The organism is Roseomonas sp. BN140053, assembly GCF_047690175.1.
GTDB lineage: Bacteria > Pseudomonadota > Alphaproteobacteria > Acetobacterales > Acetobacteraceae > Roseomonas.
The window spans coordinates 1-25,250 of the sequence record NZ_JBLLEB010000017.1; the positions used below are offsets into that span (position 1 = coordinate 1).

Sequence of the window (25,250 nt, forward strand, 5' to 3'; positions counted from 1 at the left end):
ATCACTCGGCCACGCAGGTCCTCCGACAAGGTCTTCGCCATCGCCGCTGGCCTCCAACCCCAGCCAGCAGCTTGAATCAGATTGCCCCCGAGCCGGGCAAGCCCTCTGATTCGGTTCGCTCGGGATCTGCTCTAGCGAACTGAAACTCACATCCGAGTCAGTTCATCCGCTCGCCGGTATGAGCGGCGCACGTGGCCGCCGGGAGGGAGAAGGAATTCTCCCTCCCGGACCCACCCTCATCTTTTTTCGGGAGCTGCCGCGGCTGGGTAGGCAGCATCGCTGCAAATGACTGAGAAGAAGCCAAATTGTTGGCGCGTGTCGACGCCGCAGTCGCCGGAGGGCTGAGCCCTCCGGCGCGCCCAACGTCTCCACCCCGGCTGCGGCAGCGGCCCCGAAAAGAAGATGAGGGGGAGGGTCCGGGAGGGGGAGAATTCTTTCTCCCCCTCCCGGGGCAAGCTTCCCCGTCAGCCTATCGGCAACAGCGGCGCCAGGAACCCGGCCAAGCCTCGCAGCACCACCTCCGGCTGCTCGCGATGCGGCACGTGGCTGCAGCCCTCCAGCAGCAGCTGCCGGGCCGGCCCGGAAACCAGCGCCGCGATGCGCTCGGGGTGGCGCGTCGAGCCGTACTCGTCGTTGTCGCCATGGATCGCCAGCACGGGGCAGCGCACCCGTCGCAGCTCCGCCTCCGCGTTCCAGGGCGCGAAGCGGGGCGACAGCCAGGTCCGGGTCCAGGCGTCCAGCACCCAGCGCGCCTTGTCGCCGTGGTAGCGCACCAGCCGCCCGAACTGCCCGGGGTCGCGAAAGGCGACCTCCGCCGCGCGGATGCCGTCCAGAGTGCGGTCTTCCACGAAGACCTGCGCCGCCTCCGTCACCACCGCTACGCAGAGCTCGGGCTGCTGGGCGGCCAGCCCGACCGACATGGCGCCGACGGCGCTGTGACCGAAGGGAATGGCACGCGCGATGCCCAGTCCCGCGCAGAGCGGCCGCAGCCCCGCCGCCGTCTCGTCGCGCATGAAGTCCAGCGGCAGCGTCCCGGGATGCGGGTCCGACCGCCCGAAGCCCAGCCGGTCATAGGCCACCACCGGCAGCCCCAGCGCCGTCGCCAGCCGGCCGGGAAAGTCGCGCCACAACTCCACGCAACCCAGCGAGTCGTGCCCCAGCACCAGCACCGGATCCGCGCCCAGCGAGCGGCCGTCCGGGCACCAGGAGCGTGCGAAGAGGCTGCCATCCCGCCCGGCCACTTGGTGGTCCGCCACGGCAATGCTGCCGGGGTAGGCTGAATCCGGACCGGCCGGAACCGGGCCCGGCAACACGGCGCCCGCGAAAGGCTCCCACGTCATCCGCGTCTGGCCGCCGCGCCTCGCCGCTTCACAGCTTCACGCCGTAGCGGCCCAGCAGCCGCCCCGCCACGAAGCGCAGCACGCGGTCGAAGGAGTAGCCCAGCAGCCCCAGCACGATGATGCCCACGAAGACCCATTCCGTGCGGGCGTAGTTGCGCGCCGTCCAGATCAGCGCCCCCAGCCCTTCCTGCGCCGCCACGATCTCGGCCGACACCACGGTCAAGAAGGAATTGCCCATGGCGATGCGAGCGCCGGTGATCATGAAGGGCACGGTGGAGGGCAGGATCACCGTGGTCAGCATCCGCATCGGCCCCGCACCCAGCGAGGCCGCGGCGCGCAGCCGCAGCGGGTTCACCGCCTGCACGCCGGCGATGGTGTTGAGCGTGACGATGAACACGGTGGTGTAGAAGATCAGCGCGACCTTGGAGAGCTCGCCCGGCCCCAGCCAGATCACCGCCAGCGTCACGAAGGCGATGGGCGGGATGAAGCGGAAGAACTCGATATAGGGGTCCAGCAGCTGCCGCACCACCGCGAAGCGCCCCATGAACACGCCCAGCGGAATGCCCACCAGCACGCCCAGGCCCCAGCCCGCGGCGATGCGCGCGGCGGAGGCCAGCACGGAGGTCAGCAGCGTGCCGTCCTCGGCCAGTTCCAGCAGCGCCGCCCAGGTATCGGCCGGCGAGGGCAGGAACAGCGGCGAGGTGCGGCTGCTGACCACCTGCCACAGCACCAGCCCGCCCAGGATGGACAGCGCCGCCAAGCCGAAGCGCCCGAAGCCCGCTCGCCGCCGTCCTGCCGGCTTGATACGTGGGATCTCCTGCACCGCTTCCGTCATGCCGCGGTCGCCGTCTCGGGCGCCTCCTGCACCAGGCCCTGGGCGCGCAGGGTGCGGCTGACCTCGGCGCCGATGTCGTCGCGCAGCGTGCGATACAGCGCCAGCGTCGCGGGGTCGGCGGTGTCGCGCGGGTGCGGCAGGGCGATGCGCTCCACCGTCTTGATCCCGGCGCGCGGCCCCGCGGTCATGGTCACCACCCGGTCGGCCAGCAGGATCGCCTCCCAGATGTCGTGCGTGACGAACACGATGGTGCAGCGCGTGGCGCGCCAGATGCGGTCCAGCTCGCGCTGCAGCACCTCGCGCGTCTGGGCGTCCAGCGCGCCGAAGGGCTCGTCCATCAGCACCACCGACGGCTCGTTCACCAGCACGCGGGCGATCTGCGCGCGCTGCCGCATGCCGCCCGAGAGTTCCTCGGGGAACTTGTCGGCGGCGTGCGACAGCCCCACCAGCGCCAGGTGATGCGCCGCGGCTTCTGCTCGGGCGCGAGCGGGCACGCCGCGTAGCCGCGGGCCGTATTCCACGTTCTCCCGCACCGTCAGCCAGGGAAACAGCGCCTCGGAGCTCTGGAACACCACGCCGCGGTCGATGCCCGGACCCGTGACGGGCCGGCCGCCCACCCGGATGCTGCCCGTCACCGGCTGGAAGCCGGCAATGGCGTTGAGCAGGGTGGACTTGCCGCAGCCGCTGGGCCCCAGCAGGCAAACGAACTCGCCGGAGGCGATGTCCAGCTCCACGCCGGCCACGATCTCCTGGCCGCCCAGGGTCAGGCCGACCCCTTCCAGCGTGATGGAAGCCCCCTCCGGCATCGCGCTCAGGCCTTGAAGAAGCCGAGTTGCAGGGAGCGGCGATAATCCACCCGCGTCGGGGTGATCTTCTGCTCCGCCAGGAAGTCCGCGATCATGTCGTAACTTTCCAGGTCGGCCGGAGTGAAGTCGCGCACCTGGCATTCCACGTCGCCCAGGAAGGACATGGTCTGCGCGGTCGGGATGCGCGCCATGGCCTGCACCGCCGCCGCCGCCCGGTTGGGATCGGCGCGCACGATGTCGCAGGATCGCGCCAGCGTCTTGAGCATGTTGCGCGCCAGGTCGGCGTTGCGCTCCAGCCAGGGCGCCGCCGCGGTCAGCCACATGGTGTAGGTGTAGCCCACGTCGCCGCTGGTCAGCAGCACGTGGCCGCCCTGACGCACGCCCATGGTCGGCCAGGGTTCCCAGGCGAAATAGGCGTCCACGTCGCCGCGCGCCAGCAGCGCCGGCAGTTCCGGGGGGCCGGAGCGGACGAACTGCACGGAAGCCGGGTCGATGCCGAACTTGCGGATGGTCAGGCCGGTGGAATACTCGCTGACCGTGCCGGCCACGATGCCGAACTTGCGGATCATCCCCGGCGCGGTGATCTCGCGCCGCGCCACCAGCTTCAGGTAGCGGCCGGACTGCTCGTAGATTGCCAGCGGCCGTAGCTCGGCCCGCGCCAGGCGGATCATGGTCGTGGGCTCGGCGCCACAGCTCAGGTCCACCTGCTGCGCCACCAGCGCGTTCAGCGCCTCGCCGCCATCGGCGAAGGACTGCATGGTCAGGTTGATGCCGTCCGCCTCGAACATCTTCTCGCGCCCGGCCAGGAAGAAGGGCGTATAGGCCGGGTCGGCGCCCACGCCGATGATCGGCGGGCGGGTCTGCGCGCCCGCCGCGAAGGGCAGGGCGGTGGCGGCGAGTCCCGCCCCGAGGAGGCCTCGGCGCGACAGTGGGGGCAGCGTCATCGGGGAGTTCCTCCGTTCGGGGTTCAGGGATTCACGGTGCAAGCAATAATTCAGCCGTCGCGCAGACCGGCCTCGCGCAGCAGCGGCAGTACCTCTTCGATCACGTAGGGCAACTCGTCCCGAAAATTCACGAAGCTCATGGTGGTGCCAGCGAAGCCCGCCTCGCTCATGCGCACCATCTCCTCGGCGATGTGGCGCGGCGTGCCCACCAGCGGATAGGTGCCGGCACCCGCGGCGAAGCGCTTGCGGTGGCGCTTGTAGGTTTCCGGGTCGTGCGAGCCAGAGAACTTCTCCTTGGCGCTGGTGTAGCGGTCTACGCTAACGGTATCCGCCATCCGCACGGCGTAGTGCTCGTAGTAGTCCTCGGCCTCCGCCTGGGTCGGCCGGCACACCACGTGGCAGGTGGTGAAGACGCCCACCTCGCGCCCCTGCGCCGCCGCGCGGACGCGCATGTCCTCCACCTGGCCGCGGCCGGACTCGATGTCGTTGAAGGTGGTGAACAGGAAATCCATGGAGCGCGCGGCGAAGTCGCGCCCCGGCGGCGAAAAGCCGGCGTTCAGCGTCACCGGCTGCGGGCGCTGCAAGGGGCGCGGGCGGCCGGACACGCCGGTCAGCTGGTAGTACTGGCCGTGATAGTCGAAGGGTTCGGCCTCGCTGTAGATGCGGGAGATGATCTCCATCCATTCCCGCCCCTGGCCGTAGCGGTCCTCGATCATCGGCAGGCCGAACACCGCGAATTCCTCCGGGTTCCAGCCGCACACCACGTTCAGCCCGGCGCGCCCCTTCGAGGCGTGGTCCACCGTGGCCAGCGCCTTGGCGGCGAAGACCGGGTGCACCAGCGGCACGTGCACGGTGGAGAACAGCCCGATCCGCTCCGTCACCCCCGCCAGAGCCGCGGCGAAGGTCAACGTTTCGAAGGAATGCTCGCGGCTGTTCAGCTCGCCGCCGAAGCCCTTCCAGCGCGCGATCGGCAGCAGGAACTCGATCCCCGCGCGGTCGGCCATCTGCGCGACGGCGACGATGCCCTCCCAGTCGGCCGGCCAGCGCTCCGGCACCTTGGTCAGCGTCAGCCCACCGTCGGCGTTGGTGGAGAAGATGCCGAGCTTGAAGCGGTTGGGGCCGCGCAGCAGGTGCACAGGGGGCGTGGCAGCGTTCACAGAACTTTTCCGGGGTTCAGGATGTTGCGCGGGTCGAGCGCCCGCTTGATCGTGGCCATCAGCGCCAGCTCCTCCGGCTGCCGCGACAGCGGAAGGTAGGCGCGCTTGAGCAGGCCGATGCCGTGCTCGGCCGACACCGAGCCGCCGTAGCGCGCCACCACGGCGTAGAGCTCGTCCTCCAGCACGCCCTTGGGCGAGCGCCCGTCGGGGGCGGGTCCCACCACCAGGTGCAGGTTGCTGTCGGCGACGTGGCCGTAGAACACCGCCGTGGCGCCCGGCCAGCGCGCCGCCAGCACCGCGCGCAGCTCCGCCACCGCGGCCTCCATGTCGGCCAGCGGCACCGACACGTCGAAGGGCAGCAGGCCCGGCAGGATGCGCGGGTATTCCGCCGGGCTCTCGCGCACCGCCCAGAAGGCGCGGCGCTCCGCCTCGGACTTGCTGATCACGGCGTCGGCCAGCAATCCTTCCTCGAACAGCGTGCCCAGCGCGTTCTCCAGCACGTCCTCCTCGCCCGCGGCGCGCGACACCTCGATCAGCAGCGCCAGGGGCGCGGTCAGCGGCATCGGCGCGGGCACGCCGGCCAGCACGGTGGCGTAGTGCCAGAAGTCGTCCCACATCGCCTCGAAGGCCAGCAGGCGGCCGGGCAGCATCGCCTCCAGCCGCCGCAGCACGCGCAGCGCCGTGCCGAAATCGGGCACCGCGCACATCGCCGCGGCGCGGTCCGCGACGCGCGGGTGCAGCCCCAACACCACCCGCGTCACCACGCCCAGCGTACCCTCGCTGCCGATGAACAGCTGGGTCCAGTCGAAGCCCGCGTTGTTCTTGATCAGCTTGTTGAGCGAGCGCACCACCGTGCCGTCGGGCAGCACCACCTCCAGCCCGCGCACGTTCTGCCGCGCCATGCCGTAGCGCAGCACGGTGTTGCCGCCGGCATTGGTGGCGATGTTGCCGCCGATCGAGCAGCTGCCGCGCGCCCCGAGGTCGATGCCGCAGGAGAAGCCCGCCGCCTCCGCCGCCTCGTGCACCCGCTCCAGCGGCGTCCCGGCCAGCGCGGTCAGGGTGGCGGCGGCGGCGTCCACCTCCTCCACGCCGCTCATGCGCTCCAGCGACAGGGCGACGCAGGCCTCCACCGGGTGCGCGCCGCCGGACAACCCGGTCAGCCCGCCTTGCGGCACCACCGGCTGTTCGTGCGCGTGGCAGATGCGCAGCGCCGCCGACACCTCCTCCGTCGAGGTCGGCAGCAACAGCGCCAGCGGCCGCACGGGGGGCAGGCCGGACCAGTCCTGCGCGTTGCGCGCCGGGATCTCCTCGCCGGTGCGCAGCGCGCCGGGGGGCAGCGCTTCCCGCAGCGCGGCGACGACGGGCCGCTCGTCCGGGACGGTCAGCATGGCGGTGCCTCGTGCGAAGAGCGGCGTCGGTCGGGTAGCCCGGGAGGGAGAAGAGGCTTCTCCCTCCCGACCTCCCTCATCCTTTTTCGGGAGGCTGCCGCAGGGCCGCGGGAACGTGGCGCGGAGAGCACCGCTGTCGCGGGCGGAAGGCCGCCATCGCCGGAGGGCTGAGCCCTCCGGCGCGCCCCACCGCGCCACCGGACTGCGGCAGCCTCCCGAAAAAGGATGAGGGGAAGGGTCCGGGAAGGGGAGAAGTCCCTTCTCCCCTTCCCGGAGTCGTTCGCCGTTGGCACGGGTCCAACCATCATGCCGGCCGCATCAGGCAGCCGTGGCCGCGGCCAGCGGGCGCCGCACCGGCTCGTCCGGCGGCACGGCATCCAGCAGGCGGCGCGTGTAGGGGTGCTGCGGCTGGGCGAACACGTCGGCGGTGCGCCCTTCCTCCACGATCACGCCGCCCTGCATCACCAGCACGCGGTCGCACAGGTGCCGCACCACGGACAGGTCGTGCGAGATGAACAGCATGGCGAAGCCCAGCTCCTCGCGCAGCCGCAGCAGCAGCGCCAGCAGCTGCGCCTGCACCGACACGTCCAGGCCCGAGGCGATCTCGTCCGCCACCAGCAGCCGCGGCAGCACGCACAGCGCGCGGGCGATGTTGACGCGCTGCCGCTGCCCGCCCGAGAGCTGGAAGGGGAAGCGCTCGCCGGTGTCGGCGCCCAGGCCCACCGCGGCCAGCAGCTCGCGCGCCCGCTGCTGCCGCGGCGTGCCGTCGCCGGGCACCACTTCCAGCGCCTGGGTGACGATGCGGCCGACCCGGCGGCGCGGGTTCAGCGCGGATTGCGGGTTCTGGAACACCATCTGCGTGGCGCGCGCGCGGTGCGCCCGCGTGGCCCCGGACATGGCCGACACGTCCACCCCGTCCAGCACGATGCGCCCGGCGCTGGGCGGTTCCAGCCCCACCACCAGTCGGGCGACGGTGCTCTTGCCGCTGCCGCTCTCGCCCACCACGCCGAGGAACTCGCCCTCGCCCACGGTGAAGCTGGCGGGGTGCAGCGCCACCGTCCCGGCGCCGTGGCGGAACAGCCCTGATCGTGCGGGGTAGTGCTTGCTCAGCCCCGTCACCTCCAGCACCGGCCGGGTGCCGGCGGCCGCGGCGACGACGCGGTACGGCACCAGCGCGGGCGGCTGGATGCGCGGCGTGCTGTCGGGGTGCAGGCAGGCGACGGCGTGGCCGGGCTGCCGCGGCTCACTCAGCGGCGGCTCCACCCGGGCGCAGTCCGGCTGCGCCACCGGGCAGCGCGCGGCGAAGCGGCAGCCGGCCAGGGTGGCGAGACTCCGCACCCCCGGCATCTGGTCGGGCAGGGTGAACAGCGCCCGCGCCGGGCCGCGCACCGGCGGGTTGGCCAGCAGCAGGCAGCGCGTGTAGGGGTGCTGCGGCGCACCCAGCACCTCCGCCGCCGCGCCGTGCTCCACCGGGCGGCCGGCGTAGAGCACCAGGATCTCGTCGCAGACCTGGCCGGCCAGCCGCAGGTCGTGGGTGATGAAGATCACCCCCGTGCCGTGCCGCGCCTGCAACTCCGCCAGCACCTCCACGATGCGCGACTGCACGGTGACGTCCAGCGCCGTGGTCGGCTCGTCCGCCACCACCAGCCGCGGCTCGCCGGCGAAGGCCATGGCGATCAGCACGCGCTGGCACATGCCGCCCGAGAGCTGGTGCGGGTAGCGCCCCAGCAGCTCCTCGCCGCGCGCGAGGTGCACGGATTCCAGCAGCGCCAGCATCCGCGCCCGGCGATCCGTGGCCGAGCGCAGCCCGAGGTGGCGCAGGTGCTCGTCGAACTGGCTGCCGACCGAGCGCACCGGGTTCAGCGCCGATTGCGGCTCCTGCGGGATGAAGGCGATCTCGCGCCCCATCCAGCCGCGCCGCTGCGCCGGCGTCGCCGCCAGCATGTCGCGCCCGCGGAAGCGCAACTCGCCGCCGGTGATCCGGAACCCCGGCGGCAGGTCGCCGGCGATGACGCGGCCGATCATCGACTTGCCGGCGCCGGATTCCCCCACCAGCCCGAGCACGCGCCCTTCCGGCAGGGTGAAGCTGAGGTCCTTCAGCACGCTGGCCGCGGAACCGTCGCGCCCGATGGCGAGCGACAGATCGCGCACCGCGAGGAGTTCGGTCATGGCGCGCTCAGGCTCCCTCGCGGCCCAGCAGCCGCACGTCCAGGGTGCGGCGCAACCCGTCGCCCAGCAGGTTGAAGCCGGCCACAGTGACGAAGATCGCGGCCATCGGGAACAGCACCGCCCAGGGCGCCTCCACCACGTCGCTGCGGCCGTCGGCGATCATCTGCCCCCAGGCCGCATGGCTGGCCGACACGCCCAGCCCGACGAAGGACAGCACGGCTTCCGCGATCACGGCGATGCCCATCTCCAGGCTGATCAGCGTCAGCAGCAGCGGCAGGGTGGAGGGCAGCACCTCCCCCACCAGGGTGCGGGTGTGGCCGAAGCCCAGCAGCCGCGCGGCGGCCACGTGGTCGCGCCGCGCCACCACCATCACCTCCGAGCGCAACACGCGGCAGAAGCGCGTCCAGTCCACCAGGATGATCGCCAGCACCAGCTTGTCCGTGCCCACGCCCAGCCCGACCATCAGGATCAGGCTCAGGATCACCGGCGGGAAGCTCATCCAGATATCCACGGCGCGGCCCACCACCCAGTCCACGACGCCGCCGAGATAGCCCGCCAGGTGCGCCAGGATCGTGCCCAGCAGCATCGCCCCCAGCGTCGCCAGCACCGCCACCGCCATGGCCACCCGCGCGCCCCACAGCAGCCGCGACAGGATGCAGCGGCCCAGGCTGTCCGTGCCCAGCGGATAGGCGGGGTTGCCGCCATCCACCCAGGCCGGCGGCAGCAGCATCGCCAGCAGGTCCTGCTCGGACGGGTCGTGCGGCGCCACCCAGGGCGCCAGCAGCGCGCAGCCCAGCACGAGGAACACGGCGATCAGCCCCACCACCACGCGGGGTGAGCGCAGCGCGCGGCGTAGCATCAGCGCCCCCCTAAGCGCGGGTCGAGCGCGAGGTAGGCGCCGTCCACCACCGTGTTGATCAGCAGCACGGTGACGCAGTAGGTCAGGCTGACCGCCTGGATGATCGGCAGGTCCACGTTGCGCACGGCGTCCACCATCAGGTTGCCCAGGCCGGGATAGGAGTAGATCACCTCAACCAGCATGGTGCCGCCGAACAGGAAGCCGAACTGCACGCCCATCAGCGTCAGCGTCGGCAGGATGGCGTTCTTCAGCGCATGCGACACCAGCACGCGGCGCTCGCTCAACCCGCGCAACCGCGCCAGGCGGATGTAGTCCTCGTTGTAAGCGTCCAGCAGCGAGGAGCGCAGCACCCGCATCAGCGGCGGCGCGAAGGCCAGCCCCATGGCGCCCGCCGGCAGCAGCAGGTGCTGCAGCACGTTGTCCAGCAGCGCCATGTCGCCGGCCAGCACCGCGTCCAGCAGCAGGAAGCCGGTGGGCCCGGGCGGCACCATGCCGGCGCTCATCCGCCCCACGAAGGGCAGCACCGGCCACAGCACGCCGAAGGCGAGCAGGAACAGCAGCGCCCAGAGGAATTCCGGCACCGACATGGTCAGGATGGCACCGACGTCGCCCGCGGCCTCCGCCGCGCCACCACGGAAGTAGAACAGCAGCAGCCCGCCACCCAGCCCCAGCACCGTGGCGAAGACCATCGCCAGCAGCGCCAGCTCGATCGTCGCCGGCAGCACCTGCAGCACCACCGCCCCGGCCTCGCGCCGGTACTGCACGGAGGTCCCGAAATCCCCCTGCAGCACGTGGTTCAGCCAGATGCCGTATTGCTGCACCAGCGGCAGGTCCAGCCCCATCTCCACCCGCTTGGCGGCGATCTCCGCCGTGGTGGCGGTGGGGGGCAGGGACATCACCGCCGGGTCCAGCGGCAAGACGCGCAGCACGCAGAACAGCAGCACCGACACCGCCAGCAGGATCGGCACCGCCACCAGGAAGCGGCGCAGCAGCAGGCCGGGAATGCCCCCCACGCGCGTGCTCCCTCAGCCCCAGGTCATGGATTGCGGCAGCAGCCAGCCGTTGCCGTACTTCTCGTAGCCGAGCTCGCGCTTGCGCACCACGGTCACCACGCTCTGCAGCAGCGGCAACGACAGGCCCTGCTCCACCGCGTCCTGTTCCAGGCGGCGGTAGCCGGCGATGCGCTCCTCGTAGTTCGCGGTGTCGAACAGCGCCAGCGTGCGGCGGCCGATCTCGGGGTCCTTGGAGGGCGAGAAGGCCATGTTCGGGTTCATCATGTAGCCGATGTAGATTTCCGGGTCGGCCGTGGCGTTTTCCCAGGCATACAGCGTCAGCTCCGGCAACTGGCCGCCGCGGTTCAGCTCGAAGTACTTGGCGTACTCGATCACCTGCAGGTCGGCCTCGATGCCGACGCGCTTCCACATCTGCACCATGGCGCGCGCGATGTCGTAGTCGCCGGGGAAATGCCCGTTGGTGGTGGCGAAGCCGACCCGCGCCGGCTTGTCCGGGCCGAAGCCCGCCTCGGCCAGCAAGGCCTTCGCCTTGTCGATGTCGAAGGGGAAGCGGAAATCCGGCACGTCGCCCGGCGAGCCCGGCGTCGCGAACACCGACAGCGGCCGCGCCGCGCCGCCGAAGAAGGCCTGCGACAGCGCCGCCTTGTCGATGGCGTGGTGCGCCGCCAGCCGCACGCGCGGGTCGGCGAAGCCGCGGTCATTGCGGCAATGCACCAGGATCACCCGCGTCGCCGGGTTGGCTTCCGCCACCAGCCCGGACACGCGGTTCAGCCGCGCCACCTCGCGGATCGGCACGTTGGTGGTCATGTCCACCTGGCCGGACTGGATCGCCGCCACGCGCGCCGAGGGGTCCTTCACCACCTGGATGGTGACGCGGCCGATCTTGGCCTTGGGCCCCCAGTAGTTCTCGTTGCGCTCCAGCACCATGCGGCTGTTCATCTCGTACTCGGCCAGCCGGTAGGGCCCGGTGCCGATCGGCTTGCGGCCGAATTCCTGCGCGCCCACCGAGGAGACGTAGTTCTTGGGCACGATGTAGGAGCCCATGAAGGCCATCCACTCCGGCGCCGTCGGTGCCGCGGAGGAGAAGCGCATCACCGCCCGCGTCGGCGACACCACCTCGATGTCGCTGACCTTGCGCCAGGAGGTGACGATGTCCAGCCCCTGGCCGGGCCGGGTGCGGTCGAAGAAGGTGAAGCGGAAGTCGTCGGCCGTCATGCGGCTGCCGTCGTGGAAGCGCACGTCGTCGCGCAGCTCCACCGCCATGCTCATCGCGTCCGGCGCCAGTTCCCACTTGGTCAGCAGGCCGGGGATCAGCCGCAGGTCGGGCGCCTGCATGATCGGCTGGTCGAACACCGCCTTGAAGATCGACTGCACGTCCGGGACGTAGCGCAGGTTGGGGTCCCACGACGTGACGTCGTTGGGCCAGGCAATGGTGATCGCGTCCGCCGCGGCGCGGCCCGGCCGTGGCAGCCCGGCCATCGCCAGCGCGGTGCCCCCGAGGAGGTGGCGGCGGGAAAGGGGCATCGTGGCGCTCTCCTGGCTTTCCGAACGCGCAGCTCGCGGAAGCGGCCCGCCATGGGCCGCCCCCCGCGCATCCGCCGCGGCTGCAACAGCGCGCGAGCCTATGGGACCCACGCGATACTGCAAGCTTAAAATAATTTCCCCGTGGGGTCCGGTTTCAATTTCCCACCGTCGCCTGCATGCGAAAGCGGCAGGTGCTGCCGCCGGCCACGGCAGCGCACTGCGTTTCCTCCACGCTGGCCGGCTTTCCCAGCAGGATCGGCCCGAGCGCCGTGAGCATCCCGACGATCGCGTGGCAGACCGGATGCGCGCTGGTCCCGATGCCGGCGGCGAAGGGGCTGTTCTCTACGGCCAGCACCAGCGCTTCGCCCTCGCGGGAAAAGCGCCAGATGCCCCAGCCCAGTTCCGGCGCGGTGGCGGCGATGGTGTCCATCATGCGCGCGGCGTCGTCGGCGCCGGCGGCGCGGTAGCTTTCCACCGAACGGCCGCCGAACTCGCGCACGGAAGCGCCCAACGCGTCCAGCGCCGCCAGCCGCTCGGCCTCCGGCAGCCGGGCGAACAGCCCCATCAGCGCGTCGTGCCGCAGCATCATGTAGCGGATCGCGCCGTCGCGGTACTCGCCGCGCGCGGCGTCGAACTGCAGCCTGTTCCGAAAGCCCGTCACGCGTCCTCGCCCTTTTCCGCCAGCACCGATCGCGCTTCGCCGGGGCGGAGCCGCACGGGCGTCCCGCGCGGCAGCACCGCGGGCAGCCGCGCCACCATCACCGGCCCCAGCGCGCTGCGGATGCTGGCCAGCACCAGCGGCGCCTGATCGTCGCGGCCGGGCAGGGTGGTGCATTCCTCCACCACGCCGGTCTCGCAGGGCAGCGCCGTCCAGCCGTCGTGGCCGCAGCGGAAGCACAGCAGCCGCGCGGGATAGCAGGTCTGGCCGCAGCGGTCGCAGCGCATCACCGGAACGCTCATGCCGCGGGGGCTTCCAGCAGCGCGGCGTTGGCGCACATGCCGTAGCGGTACTGCACCATGCCGTAGCCCGCCGCCAGCGCCAGCCGTGCGCCCGGTACCTGCCGCGCCCCCGCCCGGTTGCGCAGCTGCTGCACCGCCTCCACCACGCCGTGCAGCCCCGCCGCCGCCCCGGCCTGCCCGGCCGAGAGCTGCCCGCCGGAGGTGTTCACCGGCAGCGCCCCCGTGGCGATGCGCTCGTGGAGCAGCCGCCGCACGTCGCCATCCGGCGCGAAGCCGAGATCGGCGAGTTGCGCCAGCACCATCACCGGGTAGTCGTCGTAGATGCTGGCGAGGTCCACCGCCTCCGGCCCGACCCCCGCCTCCGCCCAGAACTCGCGCGCCAGCCCGGCCAGCCCGGTGGACAAACCGTCGCCCTCCCCATGGTCCGGGTTGTAGCGGCAGCGCAGCGCGCGGATGCGGATGCCGTCCTCGCCGCGCGCCAGCACCACGGCGTCGGCGCCGGACACCACGGGCACGCAGTCGAAGCGGCAGAGCGGGTCGGCCACGATGCGGTCCGACAGGTATTCCTCCAGCGTCAGCGGCGCGCGGTACACCGCCCCCGGATTGCCGGCAGCCCAGCGACGCTGCGCCATGCACAGCGCGCCGTAATCGGCCCGTTCCAGCCCGTGCGCGCGCATGTGCCGCTGCGTCAGCATGGCGAAGGGGGCATTGGGCCCGCCGAAGCGCAGCGGCGCCAGGTGGTCGCGCGTGGTGCGGTTGTAGTTGTCCACCAACCCGGCGAAGTCGCCCGGCCCGAAATGGTCGCCCGACACCACCGCGACGACGTTGGCATCCCCCGCCTGGATGGCGCGGGCGGCGTGCTGGATCATGTTGATCCCGGAAGCCCCGCCCAGCGCGTCGTCCATGCACCAGCGCAACGTCAGCCCCAGTTTCCAGCCCAGGTCGATGGCGTGGTCCGGGCTCAGGGTGAAGGAGGACACGGCCAGACCGTCCACCTCGCCGTGCGCCACGCCGGCATCGCGCAGCGCCGCCGTGAAGGCCGCCGCCAGCAGCCCCGGCGTGTCCACGCCCTCGGGCCGGCGGCGATAGGGCACCTCGGCCGCGCCGATCAGCCCGACCCCGGCGAAGCGGCCCGCGCCGGTGCTGCCGCCGCGGTCCGCGCCCGCACCACCGTCGTGCCCCGGACCGGAGCCGCTGCCGCGGCCCGGGGTGGAGCCGCTATCGCGGCCCGGGGGATCACCGGGCAACGGTGACGCCCGCCCGCTCGCGGTCCCAGGACGCCGCGGTGATGCCGCGCTCGCGCAGGACGAACTTCCGCACCTTGCCGTTCTCCGTCATCGGCAGGGTGTCGGTGAACTCCAGGAAGCGCGGCACGGCGAAGTAGGGCATCCGGGGGGCGCAGAAATGGATCAGCTCCTCCGGCTGCAGAACCGCGCCGTCGTGCAGCACGATCGCCGCCGCGACCTCGTCCTCCGCCAGTTCCGACACCACCGGGAACACCGCGGCATTGGCCACCGCCGGATGCGCCAGCAGCACCTGCTCCACCTCGAAGGCGGACACGTTCTCGCCGCGGCGGCGGATCGCGTCCTTCATGCGGTCCAGGAAGCGGAAGCGCCCGTCGGGGTCGCGCACCACGCGGTCGCCGGAGTGGAACCACAGGTTGCGCCAGGCCTCCACCGTCTTCTCGGGCATGCCGAAATAGCCCGACGCGAAGGAGAAGGGCTCGTCCGCCCGCAGCACCAGCTCGCCCGGCTCGCCGTCCGGCACCGCTTCGTCGTTCTCGTCCACCACGCGCGCCTGGAAGCCGGGCTGCACCCGGCCCATGGACCCCTGGCCGGGAGCGTCGTGCTCCTCGGCAATCACGAAGTTGGTCTCGGTGGAACCGTAGCCGTCCAGCAGCCCGAAGCCGAAGCGCTCGGCGAAGGCCTGCTGGAAGCGCGCCGGCACGCCAGGCGCCAGCGCGATGCGCAACCGGTGCGCGCGGTCGGCCGCCGAGGCTTCGCGCGACAGCAGGATCGGCACCATCGCCCCCAGCAGGTAGCCCACCGTGGCGCCGTGCCGCGTCACCGCCGGCCAGTGGCCGGAGGCGGAGAAGCGCCCTTCCACCACCAGCGGCACGCCGAAGATCAGCGCCTGGAAGAAGCTGTTCAGCGCGTTGGTGTGGAACAGCGGCAGGCTGGTCAGCAGCACGTCGTCCGGCCGCAGCCCCAGGATGCGGCCGGTGTGCAACCCCCACCACACGTACTGCGCGTGCGGGCAGCACACGCCCTTGCTCAGGCCGGTGGTGCCCGACGTGTACAGGATGGCGAACAGGTCGCCCGGCCCCACCGGCGCCGCCGGCACCGCCTCGCCCAGCGGCGGCAGCGGCTCGTGCGCCAGCTCGGCCGGCGCTTCCGCCGCGTCGCCGATCAGCCAGACCCGTTCCAGAGTCTCGGGCCGCCGTTCCAGCGCGGCGGCGGCGCGCATCGGCCCGGCCTCGGCCACCAGCAGACGGGCGCCGGAATTGTCCAGCACGTGCTGCAGCTGCGCGCCGCGGCAGGCGGTGTTGATCGGCACGCAGACGGCGCCGATCCAGCCGCAGCCCAGCACCACCTGCAGGAACTCGGCGCGGTTGGAACACAGCAGCGCCACCCGGTCGCCGCGCCGGATGCCCGCCGCCATCAGCGTGCCGCCGAAGCGCTCCGCGATGCTCAGCGCGTCGCGCACGCTCCAGCGCACCTCGCCCGCCACCAGCAGCGGCGCGTCGCCGTGGGCGGCGGCCTGCCGGCGCAGGATGGCCGGCAGGGTGCGCTCCGCGGCGGGCGGCGGGACCATCATCCGCGGCTCAGCCTTCCACCAGCGCCAGCACGCGGCAGGGGCTGCCCGTGCCGCCGACGATCTTCAGCGGCGGGGTGATCAGGATGGCGCCCTTGGGCGGCAGCTGGTCGAGGTTGGTCAGGCTGGCCAGCCCGAACTTGTTGGCGCCGTGCATCATGGTGTGGCTGGGGAAGGGCGGGGTGAAGCCGTGCGCCTGCCCGGCATCGGTGCCGACGCATTCCGTGCCGAAGCCGATGGCGTCGCGCTGTTCCACCAGGAAGCGCACCGCGTCCGGCGAGGGCCCGGGGGTGTGCGAGCCGTCCTCGGACATGTTGAGGAAGGCGTCGCCCTCGCGCTGGCCCCAGCCCGAGCGCAGCAGCACCCAGGACCCCGCCTCGATCCGGCCGTGCTTCGCTTCCCACGCTTGGATGTGCTCGGGCGTCAGCAGGAAATCCGGGTCGGCGGCGCATTCGGCGGAAAAGTCCAGCACGCAGGCCGGCGCCACCAGCCGCTCCGCGCCGATCGTGTCCAGCGCGTTGTTGGGCTGGTCCTTGCCGGACACCCAGTGCACGGGCGCGTCGAAATGCGTCCCCGTGTGCTCGCCCAGCGTGATGTTGCTCCAGGCCCAGGCCGGGCCGCGGTCGTCGTAGTGCGAGATCAGCTCGCTGGAGAAGGGCAGCGACTGCCCGAACATCGGCGGCAGCGCGATGACCGGCGTGTCCGGCCCCAGCGGCTGCGACAGGTCCACCACCCGCACGGCCCCCGAGGACAGGGCACCGGCGAGCTGCGCGAGGAGGTTGCTGGGCATGGGAACGGCGGTTCTCCGGGCTGGGGTTCGGGAGGGGTGAGGGTCAGGCCAAGGGGGCAGGGGCAGGGGCCGGCACGGCGCGCGCGCCGCCGTCGGTGGGCAGGAAGCTCTCGATCGTGGCGATAGCCTGGCCCAGCGCCTTGCCTTCCTCGTCGCGCAGCGCCGCTTCGCGCAGGCGCCGCACCCAGTCGGCGGCATCCGTGCGGCCTTCCAGCCGCACCGCCATCGCCACCACGCGGTCGAACTTGCCGGTGCCGCGGGCGTGGGTGTCGCTGTAGCCCTTGATCAGCCGGCGGCATTCCAGCACCTGCGCCGCCAGGGCCGGGTCGGTCGGCGCCACGCGCCGGGCGTGGTCCAGCCAGGCCTGCATGTGCGCCACCTCGCGCGCGTGGCGCAGCGTGCCGCGGCGGACCCGGCGCATCCCGCCGATCACCCAGAGCGGCACGAACCAGCGCACCGTGCCCGTGCGCACCCGACGGCCGCGGTTGATCCAGCGGTCCAGCAGCCGCGACAGGTTCGGCGAACCCTCGATGAAGCGGCCGACCGGCGCGGGCAGGGAACCCGCGACCTCCTCCAGCCGCGGATGCATGAACTCGGTGGTGTAGACGATCTGGTCCGGCTTGGCCTTCTGCTCGCGCCGGACGCGCTCGAAGCGGCTGGCGCGGGTCTTGAGGTCGGCCACGCGGATCACGTCGTCGTAGGCCATGGCGTTGGCCACATGCTTGGCCGCCGCCAGCGTCAGCGGCGCCCCCGCCGCGGTTCCGTCCAGCCGCGCGAACTCCGCCACCCGGTCGAGATACTCGGCGCCGTAGCGCAGGTCTTGGAAGTCCACCACCTTGCGCAGGCCCGCGACCAGCATCGGCTGCGCTGCCGCCGGGAAATCGCGCCCGATCCGTCCCAGCAGCGCGTCGAAGCCCGCATGCCCGATCGGCGACAGGTCCGGCAGGCGCTTCTCGCCCACCGGCCCGCTGACCTTGCCCTCGCCGCCGCCCGCGGCCCCGGCCAGGGTGCCGTCGAAGCCCAGCGCGAAGGCGCGCAGGCTGGCCTCCACGCCGACGCCGGCGCGGCGGATCGTGTCCTCGAAGGCGGCGCGCGGGAAGGGCAGGGATTCCGTGGCGGCCAGCGCGCCGAACAGCACGGCGGACACCACGCTGCCGCTGCGCTCGGCCAGCGCGGCCATGTCGAAGCACACGAAGCGGCGCGAGGCCGCCGCACCCGCCTGGTACACGGGGGTGTTGTCGGCGGCGCCGTCGCCGGGCACCGACTTCTCGTCCACCGCGTAGGCCCGGTGCGCCGAGGCGATCAGCGTGGTGCGGTCCGGCGTCACCAGCCCGCGCTGCATCGCGCGCCCGGCCTCCATCAGCTCGGCGCCGATCACCACGTCCAGCTCGCCGGGGGTAGGGGTCAGCGCCAGCACCGGCGTCTGCCCGCGCCGCCGCTCGCCCAGCTCCACCATCTCCAGGTAGTAGATCGTGGCGCCGGTGCGCTGGGCCACGCCCGGCACGGCGGTGGACTGCGCGTAGTACCCGCCTGCCTCGGCCAGTGACACGATCCAGTCCACCAGCACGCCGCCGCCCTGGCCGCCCATGGCCAGCACGGCGACGTTGATCGAGCGCGTGCGCGTCGCCTCCATCACCCCCATCGCGGCGGCCTCAGGCCGGCACGACGCGGCCGGCGTCGCGGCGGCGCTGCAGCCATCCGATCACCGCGTTGCGGAAGCGCGCCTGCCACAGGTCGCGCCGCGTCGGGTTCTGGATCAGGTCGGCCCGGTAGAAGGAGGGACACAGCACCGCGGCCTCCGCCACCTCGCCGCAATTGCCGCAGCCGACGCAGCTCTGGTCGATATGGGCCACCGGGTCGCTGCGCAGCGGGTCCTCGGTGTGGCGCATGCTCAGCGACGGGCAGCCGGACAGGCGGATGCAGGCGTGGTCGCCGGTGCAGACGTCCTCGTCCACCCCGAAGCGCTCGCGCACCACGCGCTTGCCGGCCTTCAGCGCCTTGCTCACCAGCGGCTTGATGCGGCGCTGCTTGTTCAGCATGCATTCCGACGACGCGATGATGACCTTCGGTCCCTTCACCGCCGTGGTCAGCGCTTCCTTCAGCGTGTCGCGCACCTTGGCCACGTCGTAGGTGCGGTCGATCCGCCGCACCCAGTCCACGCCGATGCCGCGCAGCGCCGCCTCGATCGGGTGCTTGGTGCTGCGGTTGGCGTTGTCGGCGCGCGAGGACAGGATGTCCTGCCCGCCGGTGGCGGCGGCGTAGTGGTTGTCCACCACCACGATCACCCCGTCGCTTTTATTGAAGACGGCGTTGCCGATGCCGCTGGTCAACCCGTTGTGCCAGAAGCCGCCGTCGCCCATCACCGCGATCGATCGCTTCCCCGCGTCCACGTTGAACGCCGAGTTCGAGGCTGGCCCCAACCCGTAGCCCATGGTGGTGGCGCCCAGGTTGAACGGCGGCAGGATGGAGAACAGGTGGCAGCCGATGTCGCAGGCGACGTGGTGCTGGCCCAGATCCTTCTGCGCCAGCGTCATGCCGGCGAAGATCGGCCGCTCCGGACAGCCCGTGCAGAAGCCCGCCGGCCGCGCCGGCACCGCGGCGTCCAGCGGCGCCCGCAGCTCCTCCGGCACGCCGGCCGGACGGTTCGGCGCGCGCGCCTCGGCCGGCAGGGCGGCGGGCAGGTGGTCGCGCAGGAAGCCGCGCAGCCCCTCGGCCAGCACGGCGGTGGTGTATTCGCCGCCCATCGGCAGCAGGTCCTTGCCCCGCAGCGGCGTGTGGATCCCGGCCTTGCGCAGGATGCTGTGCAGGTTCTGCTCGATGAAGTCGGGCTGCCCCTCCTCCACCACGATCACCGCCGTCTTGTCGCGGCAGAACTCCACCACCTCCGTGTCCACCAGCGGATAGGTGACGTTGAGCACGTAGAGCGGGATCTGCGTTTCGCCCCACAGGTCGGCCAGGCCGAGCTGCTGCAGCGCCCGCATCACGCCGTTGTACATCCCGCCCTGCAGGATGATGCCGACCTCCTCGTGCGCGCCGCGGAAGAACTCGTTCAGCTGGCGCTCCCGGATGAAGCGCTGCGCCGCGGGCCAGCGCTGCTCCAGCTTCTCCTTCTCGTGCTTGTAGGCCGCCGGCGGCAGCACGATGCGGTTGACGTCGCGCTGCGGCGCTTCCAGCGCCTGCTTCAGCGTGAAGGCCGGCGGCTTGTTGTCGGCGCAGGTGAAGCGGCCGTGCACGTGGCACGCCCGGATGCGCAGTTCCAGCATGACCGGCGTATTGGACGCCTCCGACAGCTCGAACCCGTCCTTCACCGCCTTGACGATGGAGGGCAGGTTGGGCCGCGGGTCCAGCAGCCACATCTGCGACTTCATGGCGTAGGCGTGCGAGCGCTCCTGCATGATGGAGGAGCCTTCGCCGTAATCCTCGCCCAGGATGATCAGCGCGCCGCCGGTCACCCCGCCGGAGGACAGGTTGGCCAGCGCGTCGGAGGCGACGTTGGTGCCGGCGGTGGACTTCCAGGTCACCGCGCCGCGGATCGGGTACATCACCGAGGCTGCCAGCGTCGCGGCGGCGGTGGCCTCGCTGGCGCTGCTCTCGAAGTGCACGCCCATCTCGTCCAGGGTTTCCCGGGCGTCGGCCAGCACGTCCATCAGGTGCGAGATCGGCGAGCCCTGGTAGCCCGCGACGTAGCCCACCCCGGCTTCCAGCAGCGCCTTGGTGACGGCCAGGATGCCCTCGCCGCGGAACTCCTCGCCGGCGCCCAGCTTCAGCTGCTGGACCTCGTTCGCGAATGATCTCTCAGCCATCGCTTCCCTCGCTACGCACGCCCGTGGTGTTGCCGTCAGGGCAGCCGTGTGGGCGGGCTCTGGGGCGGAACAGGGGCCCAGCGGATGGGCCCGATGAAAAACAACGACCGTGCGATCCAGCGTCGGCTCTTGTGCGGCCGTGTGTCTGACCTTAGCGCCTTCCGGGCCGGACCGGAATACATTTCAAGCTTAAACTTCCCGGCTGTTGCAGAACAGGAAACAGCAAGCCGGGGGGAAGTATCCCCCCGGACCCCCTTCTATTTTCGGGAGTTTGCGGGTGTGCCCGTGGCCACCGACGCACTTTTACTCCCGAAAGAAGGAGGGGGACCGGGGGAGTTCACTCCCCCGGCCTTCCTTGCCCCCGCGGATCAAACCATTGGCCCGCCGCGCTCAGGGCTGCGGCAGCACCGCCGTGGCCTCGATCTCCACCAGCGCCTTTTCCTCCACCAAGGTGGTCACGCCCACCAGCGTCATGGCGGGGAAGTTCAGCCCCAGCACCTCGCGGTAGGCGGCACCCAGCGGCTTCAGGCTGCGGCGGTATTCCGCCACGTCCACCACGTACCAGGTCAGCCGGCACAGGTGCTCCGGCCCGGCCCCGGCTTCGCGCAGCACGTCGCGGATGTTCAGCAGCGCCTGCCGCACCTGCGGCACGAAGCCCTCGGCAAAGATGCCGTGCTCGTTCCAGCCGATCTGCCCGCCCAGGAACACGGTGGGCCCGGTGGCCAGCACGCCGTGCGCGTAGCCCCGCGGCGCCGGCCAGCCCTCGGGCAGCAGCTGGCGGTGCCCGGCCGGGGTGGGGGGGCGGGCGACCTGCATGGCGGTCACGGGCAGTTTCTCCTGGCTGGTCTCGATGGAGGAAGGCAGGCTCACGGCGCGGCCGCCTCGTCCGCGGGGTCCCGGGCGGCGGCGCGCTCCTGGGCCTGGCGGATGGATTCCTTGGCGCAGGCCAGCACGGACAGCGCGTCCTGCATCTCGCTGGCCCGCATTCCGCCCAGCAACTCGCCCAGCCAGCCGGCATGGGCGGCGGCCACCTTGCGGAACAGCCGGCGGCCGGCGGCGGTCATCTGCACCAGCACCACCCGGCGGTCGGTGGCGGACACGCTGCGGGTGATCAGCCCCTCGGCTTCCAGCTTCTCCGCCACCAGGGTGACATTGCCGTTGCTGACCATCATGCGCCGGCTCAGCTGCCCCAGCGTCATGCCGTCGCGCATCCGGTCCAGCTGCGCCAGGAAGTCGAAGCGCGGCAGGGTCATGTCGAACTCGACCCGCAGCCGGCGGCGCACCTCGGACTCGATCAGGTTGGTGCAGGTCAGCAGCCGTAGCCACAGGCGCAGCTCCTGCACGTGGTGTTCGGGGGCTTCGCCCACCTTGGTTTCGGCGTCCAGCACGGGGGCCAGGGCATCGCGGCCGGTCATGGCACTTCTCCGCCGGCCACGGGCAGGCACAGCCCCGTCATGGCGCCCGACGAGGCCCGGCACAAGAAGGCCACGCCGTCCGCCACTTCCTCCGGCCGCACCAGCCGGCCCTGCGGGTTGCTCCGCGCCAGGCTGTCCCGCGCCGCTTCCGCCGAGCGCCCGGTGGCGGCGGTGATGCGCGCCACGCTCTCGGCCACCAGGTCGGTGTCGGTGAAGCCCGGGCACACCGCGTTCACCGTCACCCCGGCCCGCGCCGTTTCCTGCGCCAGGGCGCGTGTCAGCCCCACCACCGCGTGCTTGGCCGCCACGTAGGCGGACACGTAGGGATAGCCCTTCAGCCCGGCGGTGGAGGCGACGTTGACGATCCGCCCGTAGCCCGCTTCCAGCATGGAAGGCAGCACGGCCTGGCAACCATGGACGCAGCCCATGAGGTTCAGCTCCAGCATGCGCCGGAACTCATCCGCCCCCGTGCGCGCGAAGGGCTGGCTGGAAGCGCCGCCGGCATTGTTGACCAGGATCGCCACCGGCCCGCGTTGTTCCACGGCGCGGGTGATCGCGGCGCGCAGCGCGGCCTCGTCGGTGACATCGGCAACCTCGGCGGCCGCGGCATCCCCCGCCGCCACCGCCTCGCGTAGCGAGGCCTCGGTGCGGCCCAGAACCGTTACGGTCGCGCCGTCGCGGGCCAGGGCGGCAGCCACCGCGCGGCCGATGCCGCGCCCGCCGCCGGTTACGATCGCATGCCGTCCCTGCAAAAATCCCAACCCCATCGCCCCGGTGCGCGCAGAATGATTGACCGCGCCATATCCTTCAAGCTTAAAATGCCTGCACGCCGGCAACCACGCGCCGGCCGCTGCTTCCCACCTTCGGGAAGCCCCCCGCAACTGGGAGCTGGGCCTGATCATGCGGATCTCGATCATCGGGGGCGGCCCGGCCGGGCTGTATTTCGCCATCCTCATGAAGAAGGCGCGCCCGGCGGACGCCATCACGGTGTATGAGCGCAACCACGCCGACGACACTTTCGGCTTCGGCGTGGTGTTCTCCGACCAGACGCTGGAAACCTTCGAGAAGTACGACGAGCCCAGTTTTCGGGCCATCACCGACCACTTCGCCTACTGGGACGACGTGGAGGTCAACTTCAAGGGCGAGAGCTTCCGCATCGGCGGCAACGGCTTCTGCGGCTGCTCGCGTCAGACGCTGCTCAGCCTGCTGCAGCACCGCGCCGGCGCCCTGGGCGTGGAGATGCGCTTCGGCACGGAAACCTCCGAGGAGGAGCTGGCCGGCAGCGACCTGATCGTCGCCGCTGACGGCATCAACAGCGCCGTGCGGGCGCGGCACGCCGAACACTTCCGGCCGCGCACCGACCTGCGGCGCAACAAGTTCGTCTGGCTCGGCTCCACCCGCCCCTTCGACGCCTTCACCTTCTTCTTCAAGGAAACCCCGCAGGGCATCTTCATCGCCCATTGCTACCAGTACGAGCCGGGCCGCTCGACCTGGGTGATCGAGACTGATCCCGAGTGCTTCGCCGCCTGCGGGCTGGACAGCATGAGCGAGGAAGAATCCGCCCGTTTCCTGGAAGGGATCTTCGCCGAGGAGCTCGGGGGGCACCCCCTGATCACCAATCGTTCCATCTGGCGCAACTTCCCGATGATCCGCAACGAGCGCTGGGTGAAGGACAACATCGTCCTGCTGGGCGACGCCAAGGCCACCGCGCATTTCTCCATCGGCTCCGGCACCAAGCTGGCCATGGAGGACGCCATCGCCCTGTTCGAAGCCTTCCGCGCCCAGCCCGCCGCGGAACCCTCCGTCCCCGATGCCCTGACCAGCTTCGAGCGCGACCGCCGGCTGGACGTGGAGAAGACCCAGCACGCCGCCGACATCTCCCTGGTGTGGTTCGAGCACGTCCGGCGCTTCTGGAACTTCGACCCGCTCTTCTTCTCCTTCGGGCTGATGACCCGCGCGCGCGCCATTACCTACGACAACCTGGCCCTGCGCGCCCCGGACTTCGTGGAGGCCGTGACCCGGCGCTTCGCGGCGGAGGTGCCGCGCAACGTCGCCGGCGCCACCCCGCGTCCCGAGGCGCCGCCGATGTTCCAGCCCTTCCGCCTGCGCGACATGGTGCTGGACAACCGCGTCGTGATGTCACCGATGTGCATGTACACCGCCACCGACGGCCTGCCCAACGATTGGCACATGGTGCATCTCGGCGGCCGCGCGGTGGGCGGCGCGGGGCTGATCTTCACCGAGATGACGGCGGTGGACCCGCTGGCCCGCATCACCAAGGGCTGCGCCGGCCTCTACAACGATGCGCACGAGGCCGCCTGGAAGCGCGTGGTGGATTTCGTGCACGCCAATTCGCGGGCGAAGATCTGCCTCCAGCTCGGCCATGCCGGGCGCAAGGGCAGCACCAAGCTGATGTGGGAGGGCATGGACCGCCCCCTGGAGGAGGACAACTGGGACACCGTCTCCGCCTCCCCCCTGCCGTACTGGCCGGATGGGCCGGTGCCGCGTGAGCTATCCTGTGAGCAGATGGCGGAAGTGGTCGCCCATTTCGTGCAGGCCACGGAACGCGCCGCGCGCGCCGGCTTCGACATGCTGGAGATGCACTGCGCCCACGGCTACCTGCTGGCCTCCTTCGTGTCGCCGCTGACCAACCGCCGGTCTGACGAATACGGCGGCAGCCTGGAGAACCGCCTGCGCTTCCCGCTGGAAGTGTTCCGCGCCATGCGCGCCGCCTGGCCGGCGGAGCGGCCGATGTCGGTGCGCATCTCCGCCACGGACTGGGCCGAGGGCGGGCTGACCGCGGCGGATGCGGTGGAAGTGGCGCGCGCCTTCGCCGCCGCGGGCTGCGACCTGATCGACGTGTCCACCGGCCAGACCGTGCACGATGCCAAGCCGATCTTCGGCCGCATGTACCAGACGCCCTTCGCCGACCAGATCCGCAACGAGACCGGTCTGGCCACCATGTGCGTGGGCAACATCTCCTCCGCCGACCAGGTGAACACCATCCTGGCCGCGGGCCGCGCCGACCTCGTGGCGCTGGGCCGCAGCCACCTGACCGATCCCGCCTTCACCATGCGCGCCGCCGCCTGGTACGGGGTGAACGACCAGTACTGCCCGCCGCCCTACAAGCCCGGCCAGCACGCCCAGTCCGTGCTGCTCCGCCGCGAGCGGGAAGAGCTGACCGCCCTGCGCAAGCGCGTGAAGCCCAAGAGCTACGCCGGCCGCGCCGCCACGGTGAGCGCCGTGCTGGAAGAGCCGACACCCTGACAGGCCGGAGCGTGGTGGCGGCGCGGGAATGGCGCCACCGCCCTGGACCAGCCGCGCTTCGGCACGGGTGGAACGCCATTCCCGGCGGCAGCCCAGGCCGATCGTTCCGCCCTCCGCGATCTGGCCGCTGTCTCATGGCGGGAGCATAGTGCGGCCTTCCTGCGGA

Annotated in this window: 21 protein-coding genes; 1 reads left to right on the top strand and 20 read right to left on the bottom strand. The window is 71.7% G+C overall.

Translation table 11 applies throughout. The features are described from left to right. Positions 1-464 precede the first annotated feature (464 nt). The 20 genes from ACLIBK_RS15645 to ACLIBK_RS15740 all read right to left on the bottom strand — a co-directional run bounded on the left by ACLIBK_RS15645 (position 465) and on the right by ACLIBK_RS15740 (position 22,584). Positions 465-1,256 (bottom strand): alpha/beta fold hydrolase, encoded by a 792-nt coding sequence (locus ACLIBK_RS15645; protein WP_415388212.1) that lies wholly within the window; start codon positions 1,254-1,256, stop codon positions 465-467. 112 nt (positions 1,257-1,368) lie between these two features. Further along, positions 1,369-2,175, bottom strand: a complete 807-nt coding sequence (locus tag ACLIBK_RS15650; RefSeq protein WP_415388213.1) for an ABC transporter permease — start codon at positions 2,173-2,175, stop codon at positions 1,369-1,371. After that, a complete protein-coding gene (locus ACLIBK_RS15655) occupies positions 2,172-2,981 on the bottom strand; it encodes an ABC transporter ATP-binding protein (RefSeq protein WP_415388214.1) in 810 nt (269 codons plus the stop codon). The genes ACLIBK_RS15650 and ACLIBK_RS15655 overlap by 4 nt, the downstream gene beginning before the upstream one ends. A 5-nt stretch (positions 2,982-2,986) precedes the next feature. Next, entirely contained in the window at positions 2,987-3,925 is a 939-nt protein-coding gene (locus ACLIBK_RS15660) for an ABC transporter substrate-binding protein (protein ID WP_415388215.1), read from the bottom strand. Positions 3,926-3,975: 50 nt separating this feature from the next. Further along, entirely contained in the window at positions 3,976-5,082 is a 1,107-nt protein-coding gene (locus ACLIBK_RS15665) for an LLM class flavin-dependent oxidoreductase (RefSeq protein ID WP_415388216.1), read from the bottom strand. Next, positions 5,079-6,470 (bottom strand): FAD-binding oxidoreductase, encoded by a 1,392-nt coding sequence (locus ACLIBK_RS15670; RefSeq protein ID WP_415388217.1) that lies wholly within the window; start codon positions 6,468-6,470, stop codon positions 5,079-5,081. Before ACLIBK_RS15670 ends, ACLIBK_RS15665 begins: the two co-directional genes overlap by 4 nt. A 318-nt stretch (positions 6,471-6,788) precedes the next feature. Beyond that, the gene (locus ACLIBK_RS15675) at positions 6,789-8,639 is read right to left on the bottom strand and encodes a dipeptide ABC transporter ATP-binding protein (RefSeq protein ID WP_415388218.1); all 1,851 of its coding nucleotides are present in this window, start codon (positions 8,637-8,639) and stop codon (positions 6,789-6,791) included. A gap of 7 nt (positions 8,640-8,646) precedes the next feature. After that, the gene (locus ACLIBK_RS15680; protein WP_415388219.1) at positions 8,647-9,498 is read right to left on the bottom strand and encodes an ABC transporter permease; all 852 of its coding nucleotides are present in this window, start codon (positions 9,496-9,498) and stop codon (positions 8,647-8,649) included. Then, positions 9,498-10,511, bottom strand: coding sequence for an ABC transporter permease (locus ACLIBK_RS15685; protein ID WP_415388220.1), 1,014 nt, complete (start codon positions 10,509-10,511; stop codon positions 9,498-9,500). The genes ACLIBK_RS15680 and ACLIBK_RS15685 overlap by 1 nt, the downstream gene beginning before the upstream one ends. Before the next feature lie 12 nt (positions 10,512-10,523). Beyond that, a complete protein-coding gene (locus ACLIBK_RS15690; protein ID WP_415388221.1) occupies positions 10,524-12,035 on the bottom strand; it encodes an ABC transporter substrate-binding protein in 1,512 nt (503 codons plus the stop codon). A gap of 154 nt (positions 12,036-12,189) precedes the next feature. Further along, positions 12,190-12,696 (bottom strand): V4R domain-containing protein, encoded by a 507-nt coding sequence (locus ACLIBK_RS15695; RefSeq protein WP_415388222.1) that lies wholly within the window; start codon positions 12,694-12,696, stop codon positions 12,190-12,192. After that, positions 12,693-12,995 (bottom strand): hypothetical protein, encoded by a 303-nt coding sequence (locus ACLIBK_RS15700; protein ID WP_415388223.1) that lies wholly within the window; start codon positions 12,993-12,995, stop codon positions 12,693-12,695. Before ACLIBK_RS15700 ends, ACLIBK_RS15695 begins: the two co-directional genes overlap by 4 nt. Beyond that, complete coding sequence (locus ACLIBK_RS15705; RefSeq protein WP_415388224.1) at positions 12,992-14,242, bottom strand: thiolase family protein; 1,251 nt, start codon at positions 14,240-14,242, stop codon at positions 12,992-12,994. Before ACLIBK_RS15705 ends, ACLIBK_RS15700 begins: the two co-directional genes overlap by 4 nt. Continuing rightward, positions 14,232-15,812 (bottom strand): ATP-dependent acyl-CoA ligase, encoded by a 1,581-nt coding sequence (locus ACLIBK_RS15710; RefSeq protein WP_415388225.1) that lies wholly within the window; start codon positions 15,810-15,812, stop codon positions 14,232-14,234. Before ACLIBK_RS15710 ends, ACLIBK_RS15705 begins: the two co-directional genes overlap by 11 nt. A gap of 7 nt (positions 15,813-15,819) precedes the next feature. Beyond that, positions 15,820-16,599, bottom strand: a complete 780-nt coding sequence (locus ACLIBK_RS15715) for a cyclase family protein (RefSeq protein WP_415388226.1) — start codon at positions 16,597-16,599, stop codon at positions 15,820-15,822. Between the two features lie 43 nt (positions 16,600-16,642). Continuing rightward, positions 16,643-18,241, bottom strand: a complete 1,599-nt coding sequence (locus tag ACLIBK_RS15720; protein WP_415388227.1) for an indolepyruvate oxidoreductase subunit beta family protein — start codon at positions 18,239-18,241, stop codon at positions 16,643-16,645. Positions 18,242-18,251: 10 nt separating this feature from the next. Beyond that, positions 18,252-20,402, bottom strand: a complete 2,151-nt coding sequence (locus tag ACLIBK_RS15725; RefSeq protein WP_415388228.1) for a thiamine pyrophosphate-dependent enzyme — start codon at positions 20,400-20,402, stop codon at positions 18,252-18,254. A 390-nt stretch (positions 20,403-20,792) separates the two neighbouring features. Then, complete coding sequence (locus tag ACLIBK_RS15730; protein WP_415388229.1) at positions 20,793-21,272, bottom strand: RidA family protein; 480 nt, start codon at positions 21,270-21,272, stop codon at positions 20,793-20,795. Continuing rightward, entirely contained in the window at positions 21,269-21,817 is a 549-nt protein-coding gene (locus tag ACLIBK_RS15735; protein ID WP_415388230.1) for a MarR family winged helix-turn-helix transcriptional regulator, read from the bottom strand. Before ACLIBK_RS15735 ends, ACLIBK_RS15730 begins: the two co-directional genes overlap by 4 nt. Then, a complete protein-coding gene (locus ACLIBK_RS15740) occupies positions 21,814-22,584 on the bottom strand; it encodes an SDR family NAD(P)-dependent oxidoreductase (protein WP_415388231.1) in 771 nt (256 codons plus the stop codon). The genes ACLIBK_RS15735 and ACLIBK_RS15740 overlap by 4 nt, the downstream gene beginning before the upstream one ends. Positions 22,585-22,717: 133 nt before the next feature. On the opposite strand from ACLIBK_RS15740, the gene ACLIBK_RS15745 reads away from it, so the two are divergent. Further along, positions 22,718-25,084: a bifunctional salicylyl-CoA 5-hydroxylase/oxidoreductase gene (locus tag ACLIBK_RS15745; RefSeq protein ID WP_415388232.1), complete on the top strand. Its 2,367-nt coding sequence runs from the start codon at positions 22,718-22,720 to the stop codon at positions 25,082-25,084. Positions 25,085-25,250: the final 166 nt, after the last annotated feature.